We start from the raw sequence: 14,864 nt of genomic DNA, 5'->3' as shown, positions 1-14,864 counted from the left end.
GCATCCGCGCGGGGCCCTCACCCGGCGCCGCTACCGCGTCGCCACCCTCTCCCAACTTCGGGAGAGGGTACTCGACGAGGCCCGGCGCGGAAGGCGGGCGGTTCGCAGGGGCGAGGCCTGCCTCGACCGGCGGGGCCGGCCCTCTGCACGATGGGCGGGCAATGTGCCAGGGCCACCTTCGCGCGGACTCGCAGGCTCGCCCCTACGAGCTCCACACGCGTCGCGCGACGGAACCCTGCGTGGGCGGCGGTTCGTAGGGGCGAGGCCTGCCTCGACCGGCGGGGCCGGCCCTCTGCACGATGGGCGGGCAATGTGCCGGACCCACCTTCGCGCGGACTCGCAGGCTCGCCCCTGCGAGCTCCGCACGCGTCGCGCGACGGAACCCTGCGTGAGGGATGCGCGCCCGGAGGGCCGGGACGCGGGCGCGCCGTGGGGTTTGGCGCGACCGTGGCCCGGCCCGGAGCGCAGCGGAGGGACACGCCCGAACCGCAGTGCGAAGTGCGAAGTGCACACTGCTCACCTTGAAGGATCGTCGAAAGTGGAAGACTTGCAATCGCCGCCGCCGTCGGCGCTCCAGCTCTCGCCGGAGGAGATGCGTGCGCTCGGATACCGCGTGGTGGACCGGATCGTCGCGCACGTGGCCGGGGTGCGCGACCAGGCGGTGTCGGGCGGCGCGCCGCGCGCGGAGATGGAGCGGCGCCTGCGCGAGCCGCCGCCGGAGGAGGGGCGCGGCTGGGAGGCGGCGCTGGAGCGCACCATGGCCGACGTCTTCGGGCCGATGTCGCACGTGGACCACCCGCGCTTCTTCGCCTACGTCCCCTCGCCGGGGAGCTTCGTGGGGGCGATGGCGGACGCGCTGGTGAGCGGGCTGAACCCCTTCGCCGGGGCGTGGGCGACCGCGGCGGGCGCGGCGGAGGTGGAGCTGGTGGCGGCGGACTGGCTGCGCGGCCTCTGCGGGCTGCCGGAGGGCGCGGGCGGGGCGTTCGTGAGCGGGGGGTCGATGGCGAACCTCACCGCGCTCGCCGTGGCCCGCTGGCGGCGCTTCGGCGCGGAGGACTTCTCGCGCGCGGTGGTCTACTGCTCGGACCAGGCGCACTCCTCCATCCACCGGGCGGCGCGCGTGCTCGGCTTCCGCCCGGAGCAGGTGCGCGTGCTGCCGGCGGACGGCGCCTACCGTCTCCCGGTCGAAGAGCTGGAGCGTGCGGCGGAGGCGGACCGCGCGGCGGGCCTCGTCCCCTTCCTCGCCGTCGGCAGCGCGGGGACGACGAACACGGGCGCGGTCGACCCGCTCCCGGCGCTGGCGGAGGCCTGCCGGCGGCTGGGGACGTGGATGCACGTCGACGGGGCGTACGGCGCTCCGGCCGTTCTCACCGAGCGGGGGCGCGAGCTGCTGCGGGGGATCGAGCGGGCCGACTCGGTCTCGCTCGACCCGCACAAGTGGCTCTTCCAGCCGTTCGAGTGCGCCTGCATCCTGGTGCGCGACGGCGGGGCGCTGCGCGACGCGTTCCGCATGGTCCCCGAGTACCTCAAGGACAGCGACCGCGCGGAAGAGGAGGTCAACTTCCGCGACTGGGGCGTGCAGCTCACCCGGAGCTTCCGCGCGCTCAAGCTGTGGCTGTCGGTCCAGGTGCACGGCCTCGCCGCCTTCCGCGCGGCGGTCGCCCGGGGGATGCGCCTCGCCGAGGTCGCCGAGGAGGAGCTGCGCGCCTCGCCGGCGTGGGAGGTGGTGACCCCGGCGCAGCTCGCCATCGTCACCTTCCGCCACGTGGGCGCGGGGACGAAGGAGGGCGCGGCGCTCGACGAGCTGCAGCGCCGCATCGCTACCGCGATGGTGCGGGACGGGTGGGCGATGCTGAGCACCACGGAGCTGGGCGGCCGCGCGGCGCTGCGCCTGTGCACCATCAACCCGCGCACCACGGACGACGACGTGCGCGAGACGGTGCGCCGCCTGGAGCGCATCGGCCGGGAGCTGGCGGGGCGAGCGTGAGCGCGGACCTTTCCCGAACGCGCGCCGCCCCGCATCATTGAGCGGCCTTCTCACCCGCACGTCAGATCCGCCACGCGCCCGCCGTTCCATCCCCGGACCCCACCTGTTCCCACGACCGACACGACCCATGAACCTCAAGCGATTCGCGCCCGCGCTCCTGCCGCTCCTCGCCCTCGCCTGCAGCGGCGGCGATTCGGCCCGCATGACGGAGGAGGATGCGGGCTCCGCCGCTCCGTCCGTCGCCCTGGAGACGGCCCCGGTGCAGGCTCCCGCAGCGGCCTCGAGGGAGTCCCCCGCGGCGAGGTCGGCCGAGGGGTATGCCCAGGGTACGGACCAGGGAACAGCCGCCACCGCCGACACCGCCTCGGGCGCGGCGCAGCCGAACGCGCAGCAGGCCGCGCCGTCGATGATCATCCGCACCGGCACGGCGGTGGTGGAGGTCGACTCGCTGGAGCCGGCCATCGAGCAGGTGCGGCGGCTGGCGCAGCAGCTGGGCGGCTACGTGGGCAACACCACCATCACCGCGGGCGACCGGGAGTCGCGCAGGGCCGACCTGGAGCTGAAGATCCCTTCGGCGCGCTTCGACCAGGCGCTCGCCGGGATCCGCCCCGTGGGCGAGGTGGAGAGCGTGCAGGTCACCGCGCAGGACGTGGGCGAGGAGTTCGTGGACGTGAGCGCGCGGATGGCGAACGCGCGCCGCCTGGAGGAGCGCCTGGTGAGCCTGCTGGCCACGCGCACGGGGCGCCTGGAAGACGTGCTCACGGTGGAGCGCGAGCTGGCGCGCGTGCGCGAGGAGATCGAGCGCTACGAGGGCCGCCTGCGCTACCTGCGCACCCGCGTGGCGGTCAGCACGCTCACGGTCACGCTCCACGAGCCGCAAGCGGTGGTGGGCGACTACCCGGGGCAGAACCCGATCCTGGAGGCGTTCGGAAAGGCGTGGCGGATCTTCGTCGGGTTCATCGCCGCGCTGATCGCCTCGCTGGGGTTCCTGGTGCCGCTGGCCCTGATCATCGCCGCCATCGTGTGGGCGGTCCGCAAGCTGAAGCTCTTCGACCGCGGCCGGCGCCCGCCGCCCCCGTACACCGGCCCGTACCAGGGGCCGCCGCCCCCTCCTCCGCCGGCGCCGGGACCGCCTCCGCCGCCTCCATCCGCGGACGCGCGGTGAGGAGAGCAGGCGAGACGACGTGAACCGACGATGCCCCGGAGCTCCCCGACCCGGGGCATCGTCGCGGCGCCTTCGGCTCCCGCCCCACACCCCTCGTCGGGCGATCCCCCGTTGCGCCCGCCGCCCCCGCCGCGCACCTTCCCGCTCGCAGGCTGTCCCCTGTTCCCTGTTCCCTGAAGCTCCTTGTCGTTGAAGCTCGGTGTGGTGGACCAGTCGCCGGTGCGCACGGGCGGCACGGGCGCGGACGCGGTGCGCGAGACGGTGGAGCTGGCGCGCGCGTGCGAGCGGCTGGGGTACGCGCGCTACTGGCTGGCCGAGCACCACAGCACCAACTCCTTCGCCGGCTCGGCCCCCGAGGTGCTGATCCCGGCGGTCGCCGCCGCCACGCGCACCATCCGCGTCGGCGCGGGCGGGGTGCTGCTCACGCACTACTCGCCGTTCAAGGTGGCTGAGCAGTTCCGCATGCTGGAGACGCTCTTCCCCGGGCGCATCGACCTGGGCGTCGGCCGCGCGCCGGGGGGCGACGCGCGCACCGTGCAGGCGCTCCAGTACGGGCGCGCCGCGCTGCCGATCGAGTACTTCCCGCAGCAGGTGGAAGACCTGGCCGGCTGGCTCGGCAACACGTATCCCAAAAGCCACCCCTGGGGCCGCGTGCGCGCCATGCCGCGCGGCGACACCGTCCCCGAGCTGTGGCTGCTGGGCTCGGGCGGCGGCAGCGCGCTGGTGGCGGCCGAGCTGGGCACCGGCTACTCGTTCGCGCAGTTCATCTCCGGCGAGGACGGCGCGGCGCTGGCCGAGGCCTACCGCGAGCGCTTCCGCCCGGGCGGGCGCCTCGCGAAGCCGCGCATCAGCGTGGCGCTGGGGGTGATCTGCGCCGAAACGAGCGAAGAAGCGCGGCGGCTGGCGTCAGGCGTCGAGCTGTGGCGGCGCCGCATCGTGCGCGGCTACGACCGCGGCATCCCCTCGCCCGACGAGGCGCTGGCCGAGCTGGGCCCCGACTGGCGTCCGCCGCCCGTGGGCACCGACGGCGCGCGGATGATCGCTGGCGACCCGGGCGAGGTGCGCGCCGAGCTGCTGCGCGTCGCGGCCCGCTACGGCGCCGACGAGGTGCTGGTGGTGACCGTGACGCACGACTTCGCCGCCCGCCTGCGCTCCTACGAGCTGCTGGCGGAGGCGATGGGACTGGAGGTGGGCGCGGCGGACGGGAGTGCGCCGGGGCGGTGACGGGACGCCGCGTCGAACTTTGGGGGGAATGGAAGACGGCCGGGTCAGCAGACCCGGCCGTCGAACCGTCTGAGGGCGGGCGCCCGCGGCGCGCGGGGCGCTTGGGTATCCGGACGCGGTTGTGCGGTGGGCCCGCACGCTTTTACGGCTTCAGCCGGACTGCCACCGCGCGTTGTCCGTGGGATCGCCCGCCTGGGCACGTATGGTAGGCTGTTCGCCGCGGCGCGTCAACCAAACGTATGGCGCGGGGGCACTTACGCAGTTTGTTCGGGACCTTGTGTGAACTTGTAAGGTGGCTCCAAGCGTCTCCCGAGCATAGACCCGCTTGCATTCATCAGCGAGCAGCATTAGTTGTTACGTTATGGCATTTTGGTCCCCTGCCCTGTCCGTCGGTTCTGCACGCGAATGCGCTTCTACTATTCGACCCAGTCGTTCCTAGCGTGGTGTCTCAACCGCCACTTTTACGACGATGTCCATTACGTCTACGTGGCGCCCTTTTACCCGTACCGTCTTCCAAATCCCAAGTCGTCGAACCCGCTGGAAATCTACAAAGACCTGTACCAGCCTTGGGCGGACCGCGATGAGTTCGACAATTTCATCACCATCCATCGCATCAAGTTGAAGAAGGGTATCGTTGCAAAGGAGAGCGAAGGGGTCGTCGATGGAGACACAGCTCAGCGGTTGCTGAACATCTGCGATCATGTAAGTGTTAAATTCCTGTACCCGATCATTTATCGGGTGGATATCGAGGCGGTCGGGGATTGGAGGCTCCACAAGGCTGGATCAGGACTGCTCGAATCGGATGAGTACCTGATCAGGGATCTTGGTGGAGACGAGTTCGACCTGCTATTTTACGACGAGCACGTAGATGAGGATCGCCTGGATTTGAACCTGGTCTACGAGCTGGAGCCAGGCGACCCGGTCACAGCCATGGAGATACTGAGGTCACATGCCTACCGAAGTCCTGTCTAGGGCTCCCAGGAAGGAGCGATTGGGCGGCTTCGCTCTCCTGGAGCCGCAGGATCTCAGGCGACTGCTCGACGACGAGCGAGCGCGGGACATGTACCTTCGTGCGCTACTGCTCATGGAAGACATTGTCTGCGAACTCTGGGATCAGCCGTCGCACTCGCGGTTCGACGAAGCCGAGTGGGAGACGCAGGGTCACCAGCTCTCGGCCTTCTTCGACGGGGAAGACGGTCTCTCGCGCAATGTCCGCGACAACCTTGAGCGCGCCCGCGACATGCGTGAGCAGGTCCTGGTTGCAAAGACGCACTCTGAAACGGCCCTGCTACGGACAGAAGCTACCCGGTTCATGCGCTCTCTGCTTTTTACCTACAATCAGGTACGCGTGCTCGGATAACCCCTCTCTCCCACCCTCGCGGGCTATCTTCCCACCGTCACCCCCACCACGTTGTCGTCGATCCGCCGGTCGATCAGCTTGTGCAGCGGGTCGATGCCGGCGCGCGCGGGGCGCCCCTCGACGACGACGCGGATCGTCTGCGTGGCCCGCGTGACGCGGTGCTTGCGCAGGTAGAGAGGCTCGGGGTCGCCCGCCGCGTAGACGCCCACGTCGATCCAGTCGCCCAGCGGCTGCGGCGTCTCTTCTCCCAGGCTGTCGGCGCGCAGCTTGGCCGCCTGCACGGTGAGCGACACCTCCCACCGTCCCCCGCCCAGCTCCCGCGCCGTCGCCGACACCGCCCGGTTCTCGTAGAGCGTCACGTGCTCGAAGAGGTCGGATACGACGTGCTTCAGCGAGTCCGGCGTGGCCGCCCGCAGGTGCGCCACCAGGTCGCGCGCGGTGGGGTACGGCGGGCCGCGGAAGCGCCACTCGCGCAGGAACGCCCGCAGCGCGCCGTTCACCCGCTCCTCCCCGATCCAGTCGCGCAGCGCGTACATCGCCAGCGCGCCCTTGTTGTAGTGGATGTACTGCTGGTTCTCCACCAGCATCAGCGGCAGCTCGCCGCGGCTCTCGGCGCCGCGCCCCTCCAGGTACTGGTCCATCTCGTAGCGCAGGAAGCGCCCGATCTGCTCCCGGCCGTACTCCCGCTCCATCACCATCAGCGCGCCGTACTCGGCCAGCGTCTCCGAGAGCATCGCCGCGCCCTGCACGTCGGCCGGCGCCACCTGGTGCCCCCACCACTGGTGCGCCACCTCGTGCGCCGTCACGAAGAACGGGTAGTCGATGTCGCCCTCGCGCACGTCGGCGATGAAGCCGATGGCCTCGGAGTAGGGGATGGTGTTGTCGAAGCTCTGCGCGAACTCGCCGTAGCGCGGGAACTCCAGGATGCGCACCTGCCGGTGCTGGTAGGGCCCGAACTCGCGCGTGTAGTAGCCGAGCGACGCCTGCACCGAGCGGACCATCCGCTCCACGTTCCATTCGTGCCCCGGGTGGTGGTAGACCTCGATGGAGACCCCGTCCCAGCGGTCGCGCCGCACCCGGTAGCGGGCGGAGAGGAAGGCGTAGAAGTTCAGGATCGGCGCGTCCATCCGGTAGTGGAAGAAGCGCCGCCCGCCCGCCGTCCACGCGCGCTGCAGGTAGCCGGGCGCAACGGCCGTCTGCCCGGCGTCGGTGCTCAGCGTCACCTCGAAGTCCATCCAATCGGCGTCGCGCGCCACGAAGTTGCGCGTCCGCGCCCGCGGGTCGTCGATCCGGGCCGCGCGGGGGCGGGGCGGGAGGTGGTGCTCCTCGCGCGCCCCGGGGTCGTCCAGCTCGCCGTCGGGGTTGTAGCCGATCCCCGGCAGCCACCGGCTGTCGAAGAAGGTGCCGTTGCCCACCACCGGCTGATACGACGGCTCGTTCTCGAAGCCGCGGCTGTCGTGCTCCAGGTGGAAGACGAGCTGCGCCGAGTCGCCCGGGAGGAGCGGGCGCGCCAGCCGGAAGACGTAGTAGCCCCTGGCGCTGTCGGAGACCACGCGCGCGGCCGGCCGGTCCAGCCGCAGCTCGCGCACCTGCAGCGAGTTGAGCAGGTCGACGTGCACCGAGTCGATCCGCGCGCCCGAGCGGTTCACCAGCCGGTACGTCCCGCGGAGCCGCAGGTCGCGCCGCCCGGCGAAGATGTCCACCTCGAGCCGCGCCCCCGCGATCCGCGGCTGGGGGACCCACTCCCAGCGCTTGTAGTCCTTCTCGTACCCGGCCTGGACCCGCTCGCCCTCGTCGTCGGTCTCGAAGTGGTTGAGGACGGCGGTGTTGTAGTAGATGAACCCGCCGGTGGCCAGCACCAGCAGGGCGGCCAGCGCCGTCCCCGCCAGCAGGGGCCGCGTCATCCGCCGCCGGGCCTCGCGCAGGCGCCAGCGCCCGCCCGCGTCCTGCCCGCGCACCCAGAGCAGGTGCGTGGCCGCGGCCAGCAGCAGCGTCCACAGCCCCCAGTAGAGCGTGAACCAGCGCCACGACACCAGCGCGTGCCCGTAGCCGTTCAAGTCCGAGTAGGTGAGGCTGGGTGCCGAGCCGAAGAGGGCCAGGTTGTGCTCCACCCCCAGCAGCCCGTACAGCACCAGCGAGCCCACCACCCACAGCAGGAAGAGGAAGTGCCCCACGTACTTGTGGTTGACCAGCGCCTGGATGAAGAGCGCCAGCCCCACGACCGGCACCCACCCCGCCAGCCCGTACACGAACAGCTCGGACAGGTACAGCCCCGGCTCGAAGCGGTACCACCCCCGCGACACCTGCAGCAGGACGCCGCAGAGCATCGCCACGCCCTGCAGCGCGGCGACCACGGCCAGGAGCGCCAGGAAGCGCGCCGCCAGCGAGAGCCAGGTGGGCACCGGGAGCGCGTCGTGGATCCCCGCCGCGCGCAGCTCGCGCTCGTTCCACACCAGCTCGCCCGCGTAGACGGCGATGATGACGATCACGAAGAGGGTGAGGCTCCCCTGCACCGCCTCCAGCACCCGGTAGGTCACCGGGTAGGTGGGGGTGCCGTAGACGGCGTCGGTCGAGCGGCCGATGGTGAGCGCCAGCAGCACCCCCAGCGCCACCAGCACCGGGAACCACACGTTCGCCACCACCTGCGAGAGCGCCCGCCGCGTCTCGCCCGCGAGCTGCAGGAGCCGGGCGCCGGCGTCGAAGCGGCGCCGCGCCGCGGGGACGCGCAGCACGGGCGGCGGCGGCGCCCCGGCGGCCGGGTCCCAGGCGGCCCTGGCGCGCCCCTCCGCCGCGTGGCGGAAGCGGAAGTGCAGCGCGCACGCGCCCAGCACCGCCGCGCCCACCCCCAGCCAGAGAAGCCGGTTCGCCGCGAGCAGCCCCAGCCAGGGGACGTCGCGGGTGTTCCGCTCCGCCACCGTCCAGTAGCGCGTGGCTCGGGCCAGCGCCGTGTTCCCGAACGGGTCCAGCAGCGCCCCCGCCGGCCCGGCGTCCACCGCCATCAGGCTGAGCCGGGCGATCGACCACGCCACCAGGAGCGCCAGGCCGCCCACGTACACCGGCAGCATCCGCCGCGTGGAGAGCGCCAGCGCCACGAAGAGCGCCGCCGTGAAGAGGACGTTGGGGACGACCAGGAAGGCGAAGGGCGCCAGGAACGCGCCCGGGCGGAAGGGGCCGACGAGGTCCGGGTTCACGGACGGCCAGGCGCAGGCGGCCAGCACCCCCAGCGGGATGCCGGTGAGAACCACCAGGGTCGCCCCCACCGCGCCCAGCCAGCGCCCCAGCAGGTAGTCGCGCGGGCGGACCGGGGTGGTGAAGAAGAGCGGGTGCGCGACCGTCTGGAAGTCGCGCTGCACGGCGGTCCCCGCGATCCCCGCCACGATCGGCACGGCCAGGATCGACGCCCGCAGCAGCGCGGCCGCCACGAACGCCGGCGAGTTGATCCACAGCACGCGGTTGAAGTCGAACGCCGACCACGCGCCGCCCGCCATGCTGGTGGTCAGGAACGAGATCCCGGCCAGCACCAGCAGGAACACCCAGGGCGAGACGCGCCGGAGCTGGTAGCGCGCCTCGAACGCGGCCAGCCGCGGCACCGCCCTCACGGCGCCCCCGCTTCGCCGGACGCCCGGGGCGCCTCCGCCGGCCGCCCTCCGCCCAGCACCACGCGCGACTCGATCACCAGCGCGTCGCCGGCCTCCGGCGCCGCGGGGCCGGACGCTCCCGCCGCGAGGGGGATCGGGATGCCGCGGATGACGGTGAAGTAGACGTCCTTGAGGTCCGGCTCCACCGGCTCGAACGAGGGGTCCGGCCGCTCGTCCGCGTAGACGTGCACCAGGGTGCGGCCGCCGGAGAGCATGGTGGAGATCACCGCGTGCCGCTCTTCCAGCGCCGGCAGCTCCTCGCGCTCCACCTGCCGCTGCCAGACCCTGCCGCGGATCGACTCCACCGCGTGCGCCGGCTCGGCCTCCAGCAGGATGCGCCCGCCCACGATCACCGCCATGCGCCGGCAGAGGTCGCTCACGTCCTCCACGATGTGGGTGGAGAGGATGACCACCGCGTTCTCGCCCAGCTCGGCCAGCAGGTTCAGGAAGCGGGCGCGCTCGGCCGGGTCCAGCCCCGCCGTGGGCTCGTCGACGATGATGAGCCGCGGGTTGCCGATCAGCGCCACGGCGATCCCGAAGCGCTGCCGCATCCCCCCCGAGAAGCTCCCCAGCCTGAGGTAGCGCGCCTCCCACAGGTTGGTCTGCCGGAGCAGCGCCTCCACCACCGCCTTCCGCTCGCGCCGGTCCACGATCCCCTTGAGCAGCGCGAAGTGGTCGAGCATCTCCTGCGCGCCGGCCTTGGGATAGAGCCCGAACTCCTGCGGCAGGTAGCCCAGCGTGCGGCGCACCGCCTCGTGGTCGCGCAGCACGTCGGTGCCGCCGAGCCGCGCGCTCCCTCCCGCGTCGGGGTCCTGGAGCGTGGCCAGGATGCGCATGAGCGTGCTCTTCCCCGCCCCGTTGGGCCCCAGGAGCCCGAACATCCCCGGCGGGATCGTGAGCGAGACGTCGCGCAGGGCGACGGTGCCGTTGGGGTAGGTCTTGGAGAGGTTTTCGATGACGAGCTGCATGAAAACCGAAGTGCGTGAGTGCGTGAGTGCGGAAGTGCGTGACCGCGGGCCGGGAGGAGTCTGGCCTGCGCGGACGGATCGCGCAATCTCCCTCCGGCGCCGGGCCCACGGACCGCGCCGAGCGGAGCGGCGCCCACCAACGCACTAACGCACTAACGCACTAACGCACTAACGCACTCACTGCACCGGAGCCGGCACGCGCGCGCCGACCGGCGGCGGGATCGGCCGGGGGCGCCGCGCGGGGAAGAACATCCCCTCCAGCGGCGTGTTGAGCACCACGCCCGTCATCAGCAGGCGCAAGGGGCGGCGCTCCTGCGTGATCAAAGGCTCCGGCTGGCCTTCGACGAACTCCATCCGCTGCTCGCTGAACGAGCCGAAGGCGCCGGAGAGGTAGATCGTCATCGCCGCCGCCTCGCCGGGGAGGCGCAGCGAGAGCATGGGCGAGAAGTAGCGCGGCGCGCGGTAGAGCGAGTCATCGGGCACGCCGTCGATGTTCCACTCCGGGTTGCTCCAGTACCACGTGTACCCCACGGTCGCGTACGCGCCCACCCCGGCGGGCGGGTCCCACCCGAGCTGCACGTACGGCATGGTGTACTTCACGGCGCTCGCCACCCCGATCCCCATTACCGGCGCGGTGGGCCCGGCGGGCGCCTGCACGTACAGGTCCAGCTCCGGGTTCAGCACGTCGAACACCGGCATCGAGAGCCCCGCCAGGATCCCCACGCTCGCCGAGTCGCGCGAGGTCCAGCCGTAGCGCATCCCGACGCCCGTGCGCGGGAGGATGCCCCCGTCGCCGCACGGCGTGTCGCACAGCAGCCGCAGCGTCCCCGCGGTGAGGTGCAGGTCGGGTCCCGGGTGCACGCGCGGCCCGTGGGTGACCACCGGCGCGCAGGCGCAGAGCGCCAGCAGGGCCGGAAGAGCGAATCTCGCGTTCAAGGGAAGACTTCGGGTGAGGATGAAAGGCGGTTTTCGAAGGTCCATCGGCATGGAAGCCGCCAGAGAACGTCCGTAGTGCGCGCCGTGGGACACCCCGTCGTTCGGAGCCAGGCTCCGAACCGGCTTGTCTCACACGGAGTTAACGGAGTCAACGGAGAACAGCGACGAGGGGTTTCTCCGTTGACTCCGTTGACTCCGTGTGATCATTCCAGCATCGGCAGCCTGACGAGGAAAGCGGACCGCCCGTCACGATCCTCCGGACGGGCGGTCCTTCCGATCAAACTTCTCTCACGCAGAGCCGGCGAAGTCGTTCTCTACTGACTCTGCTGACTCTGCTGACTCTGCGTGAGACCGCCGTTCCCGGATCAGCTCACCGGGTTGCCGTCCGCGTCGATCACGCGGACCTCGCCCACGTTCAGCTGGCGGATCCCGGCCTCGATCTTGGAGCGGTCGCCCACCACGATCCACACCAGGTTACCGGGGCGGACCACCCCGGTGGCCGTGTGCACCATGTCCAGGTTCAGCGCGCGCACCGCGTCGGGATACTTGAGGAAGTAGTCCTCCGGCAGCCCGAAGCGCACAATCTGCCCCAGCGAGCCCGCCACCGCCCCGCTCGTCTCCCACTGCCCCGGCAGGCTCAGGATCAGCGTGTTCTGCGACTTGGCCAGCTCCTCGGCCGTGATCGGGCGCCGGCTGGTGATCTCGCGCAGCTCCTTCATCACCTCCTGGAGCGACTCCTTGGTCTTGTCCGTCTGCACCGGCGCGTACGCCACGAACGGGCGCTGCCCCGCCGCGTCCATGAAGAAGGCGCCCGAGCCGTACGACCAGTGCTTGTCCTCGCGCAGGTTCATGTTGATGCGCGAGATGAAGCTGCCGCCCAGCACGTCGGCCACCACCCCGTACGCCACCTCCTGCGGGTTGTTCTTCGGCGGCGCCACGTGCGCGGCCATGATCAGCGACTGCTGCGAGCCCGGCCGGTCGATCAGGTACACCGTGGGCCGCTCGGGCGGGGTGACGTCGGGGATGTTCTTGCGCGGCACGTCGCCGCGCGCCCAGCCGCGGAAGAGCCGCTCCAGCTTGGGCGTGATCTCCTCCAGCGTGGTGGCGCCCACCACCACCAGCGTGGCGTTGTTGGGCCGGAACCAGGTCTGGTGGAAGCGCGCCAGGTCGTTGCGCGTGATCGCCGCCAGCGAGCGCTCGTTCCCCGACCCCGAGAAGGGGTTGCCGTAGGCGTGGCCCTGCCCGTAGAGGATCGCGGGCATCACCCGCTGCGCCATCGCGAACGGCGACACCCGCTCCTGCTGGATCGCCGCCAGCTGCAGCGCCTTCAGCCGCTGGAAGTCGGCCTCCGGGAACGACGGGTTCAGCACCACGTCGGCGAACAGCTCCAGCGACGCGTCCAGGTTCTCCCTGAGCGCCGAGAGGCTGACGGTCGACTGGTCCAGGTTGGCCCCCGTGAAGAGCGCCGCCCCCAGCCGCGCCAGCTCCTCGCTGAGCTCGAGCGACCCCCGGGTGCGCGTCCCCTCGTCCATCATGTCGCTGGTGAGCCGCGCCGTCCCCGGCTGGCCGCCCTGGTCGGCCGCGTAGCCCGCGTTCACCAGCAGGTTGAAGTTGACGACGGGCACCGCGTCGCGCTCGACCACCATCACCCTGAGCCCGTTGGAGAGCGTGGCCGTCCGGGCCGCCGGGAAGCGCGGCGCCGGCGGCGCCGCCACCTCGGGGAGGCGGGAGCGGTCCGCCCCCTGCTGCGCCGCCGTGTACTGCGGGAACGGCTCCACCGTCAGGATGTACACCCCGTCGGAGAGCCAGTCGCGCGCCGCCCGCTGCAGGTCGCCCGGCGCGGCCGCGGCCACGCGGTCCAGCGTGGTGCGGTAGAAGTCCGGCCGGCCGCCGTACACCATGTTGTTGGCCAGCACGTCGCTCTTGCCGCCGAAGCCGCCGATGCGCTCGATGCCGCGGATGAAGCCGGCGCGGAACTCCGTCTTCACCCGCGCAACTTCAGCGGCGGTGGGCCCCTCGGCCAGGAACTTCTGCACCTCCTCGGTGATGGCGCGCTCCACCCGCGCCGGGTCCACCCCCGGCTTCACGGTGGCGGTCACGGTGAACTGCCCCGCGATCTCGCGCAGTCCCGCCCCCGCCGAAACGTTGGTGGCGATCTGCTCGTCGTACACCAGCCGCTTGTACAGCCGGCTGGTCTTGCCGCCGCCCAGGATGCTCCCCACCAGCTGCAGCTGCGTCCCCTCCAGCGAGCCCCACTCGGGGACGTTCCACACCTGGTAGACGCGCGCCTGCGGCACCCGGTCCTGCATGCGGGCCCGCTGCACCCCCGTGCGCTTGGCCACCCAGCGCCCCGGCACCGTCACCGGCGGCCCCGCCGGGATGTCGCCGAAGTACTGCTCCACCTTGCGCTTGACCTCGGCCGGGTTCACGTCGCCCGCCACCACGATCACCGCGTTGGCGGCCCCGTAGTAGTTGCGGAACCACTCGTGCACGTCCTCCAGCTTGGCCGCGTTCAGGTCCTCCATCGACCCGATCACGGTCCACGAGTACGGGTGGTTCGCCGGGAAGGTGCTGCGCGCGATCAGCTCGCCCACCCGCCCGTACGGCTCGTTCTCGCCCTGCCGCTTCTCGTTCTGCACCACGCCGCGCTGCTCGTCCAGCTTGGGCTGGTCGATGGCGCCCAGCAGGTGCCCCATGCGGTCCGACTCCAGCCACAGGATGCGGTCCAGCGCCGACACCGGCACGTTCTGGAAGTAGTTGGTGCGGTCGCTGTTGGTGGTGCCGTTCAGGTCGGTGGCCCCGATCGGCTCCACCGCCTGGAAGTAGTCGTTGTTGAAGTTCTCGCTCCCGTTGAACATCAGGTGCTCGAACAGGTGCGCGAACCCGGTGCGTCCCGGGCGCTCGTTCTTCGAGCCCACGTGGTACCACACGTTCACCGCCGCGATCGGGGCCTTGTGGTCCTCGTGCACGATGAGCGTGAGCCCGTTGGGGAGCACGAACTTCTGGAAGGGGATGTCGATGCCGGCCGTGCTCTGGGCGCCGCCGCGCTGCTGCTGCGCCGGGAGCGCCGCGGGGAGCGCCAGCGCCGACGCCAGCAGCACCGCGCGCACCGGCCGCGGAATGGTCCGTTGTCTCATGGTCCTCTGGGTGGTGAGGGGAACGGGCGGGGAAAGCGGGGCGACGGAGGAACGGTCGCAGGGATCTCGGGGAATCTTCTGTTTCCGCCGGCTCGCGTCAAGAAAATTGGTACGGAGCGGACAAATTGCGCCGCCGCCGCGGTCCTTTCCCACCGCGAGCCGCCCGGCAGGCACGCAACGGCGGAACTTCACCCCGTCTCCGGGCGTGTCCCCCGTGCCGGGGGCCGGGCTGCGCGCGCGGTAGGGCACGCTACGACCGTGCCCGACCGCGCCGGGCCGCCGCCGCCACGAACTCCGTGTGGCGGCGCCGTCCCGGCCCTGTCGGGCGCGCATCCCTTCTATGAGGCCACCGTTGTCAAGCTCCGGGCGATCCGGGCAAATCATCCCCGGGGGCAGACTGCCCAATTCTGCCCTGTGGCCCCCCGTTGCCGCCATACCGGTCGGCCGCT

General features: G+C 71.6%; 9 protein-coding genes. 5 read left to right on the top strand and 4 right to left on the bottom strand.

Annotation, left to right across the window (positions count from 1 at the left end):
• The first annotated feature begins 592 nt into the window (after positions 1-592).
• The 5 genes from VF746_31140 (at position 593) to VF746_31120 (ending at position 5,736) form a co-directional block, all read left to right on the top strand.
• Complete coding sequence (locus VF746_31140; GenBank protein HEX8696916.1) at positions 593-1,987, top strand: pyridoxal-dependent decarboxylase; 1,395 nt, start codon at positions 593-595, stop codon at positions 1,985-1,987.
• Between the two features lie 127 nt (positions 1,988-2,114).
• Entirely contained in the window at positions 2,115-3,152 is a 1,038-nt protein-coding gene (locus tag VF746_31135) for a DUF4349 domain-containing protein (protein HEX8696915.1), read from the top strand.
• 183 nt (positions 3,153-3,335) lie between these two features.
• Positions 3,336-4,376, top strand: a complete 1,041-nt coding sequence (locus tag VF746_31130) for an LLM class flavin-dependent oxidoreductase (GenBank protein ID HEX8696914.1) — start codon at positions 3,336-3,338, stop codon at positions 4,374-4,376.
• A 405-nt stretch (positions 4,377-4,781) separates the two neighbouring features.
• Entirely contained in the window at positions 4,782-5,348 is a 567-nt protein-coding gene (locus tag VF746_31125; GenBank protein HEX8696913.1) for a hypothetical protein, read from the top strand.
• Positions 5,349-5,367: 19 nt separating this feature from the next.
• Positions 5,368-5,736: a hypothetical protein gene (locus tag VF746_31120; GenBank protein ID HEX8696912.1), complete on the top strand. Its 369-nt coding sequence runs from the start codon at positions 5,368-5,370 to the stop codon at positions 5,734-5,736.
• Positions 5,737-5,759: 23 nt separating this feature from the next.
• Here VF746_31120 and VF746_31115 read toward each other — a convergent pair whose 3' ends face one another.
• The 4 genes from VF746_31115 to VF746_31100 all read right to left on the bottom strand — a co-directional run bounded on the left by VF746_31115 (position 5,760) and on the right by VF746_31100 (position 14,415).
• Positions 5,760-9,326: a M1 family aminopeptidase gene (locus tag VF746_31115; GenBank protein HEX8696911.1), complete on the bottom strand. Its 3,567-nt coding sequence runs from the start codon at positions 9,324-9,326 to the stop codon at positions 5,760-5,762.
• Between the two features lie 5 nt (positions 9,327-9,331).
• Positions 9,332-10,342: an ABC transporter ATP-binding protein gene (locus VF746_31110; GenBank protein ID HEX8696910.1), complete on the bottom strand. Its 1,011-nt coding sequence runs from the start codon at positions 10,340-10,342 to the stop codon at positions 9,332-9,334.
• Between the two features lie 177 nt (positions 10,343-10,519).
• The gene (locus tag VF746_31105) at positions 10,520-11,278 is read right to left on the bottom strand and encodes a hypothetical protein (GenBank protein ID HEX8696909.1); all 759 of its coding nucleotides are present in this window, start codon (positions 11,276-11,278) and stop codon (positions 10,520-10,522) included.
• 365 nt (positions 11,279-11,643) lie between these two features.
• Positions 11,644-14,415, bottom strand: a complete 2,772-nt coding sequence (locus VF746_31100) for a pitrilysin family protein (GenBank protein ID HEX8696908.1) — start codon at positions 14,413-14,415, stop codon at positions 11,644-11,646.
• Between the last annotated feature and the right edge of the window lie 449 nt (positions 14,416-14,864).

Source organism: Longimicrobium sp., from assembly GCA_036389795.1.
GTDB lineage: Bacteria > Gemmatimonadota > Gemmatimonadetes > Longimicrobiales > Longimicrobiaceae > Longimicrobium.
The sequence above is the reverse complement of the archived record's forward strand: the minus strand, read 5'-3'. Positions and strand labels throughout refer to the sequence as shown.

Coding starts and splice junctions, on each gene's coding strand:
- VF746_31140 (HEX8696916.1), top strand. CDS start 593: ATGCGTGCGCTCGGATACCGCGTGGTGGACCGGATCGTCGCGCACGTG.
- VF746_31135 (HEX8696915.1), top strand. CDS start 2,115: ATGAACCTCAAGCGATTCGCGCCCGCGCTCCTGCCGCTCCTCGCCCTC.
- VF746_31125 (HEX8696913.1), top strand. CDS start 4,782: ATGCGCTTCTACTATTCGACCCAGTCGTTCCTAGCGTGGTGTCTCAAC.
- VF746_31110 (HEX8696910.1), bottom strand. CDS start 10,342: ATGCAGCTCGTCATCGAAAACCTCTCCAAGACCTACCCCAACGGCACC.
- VF746_31100 (HEX8696908.1), bottom strand. CDS start 14,415: ATGAGACAACGGACCATTCCGCGGCCGGTGCGCGCGGTGCTGCTGGCG.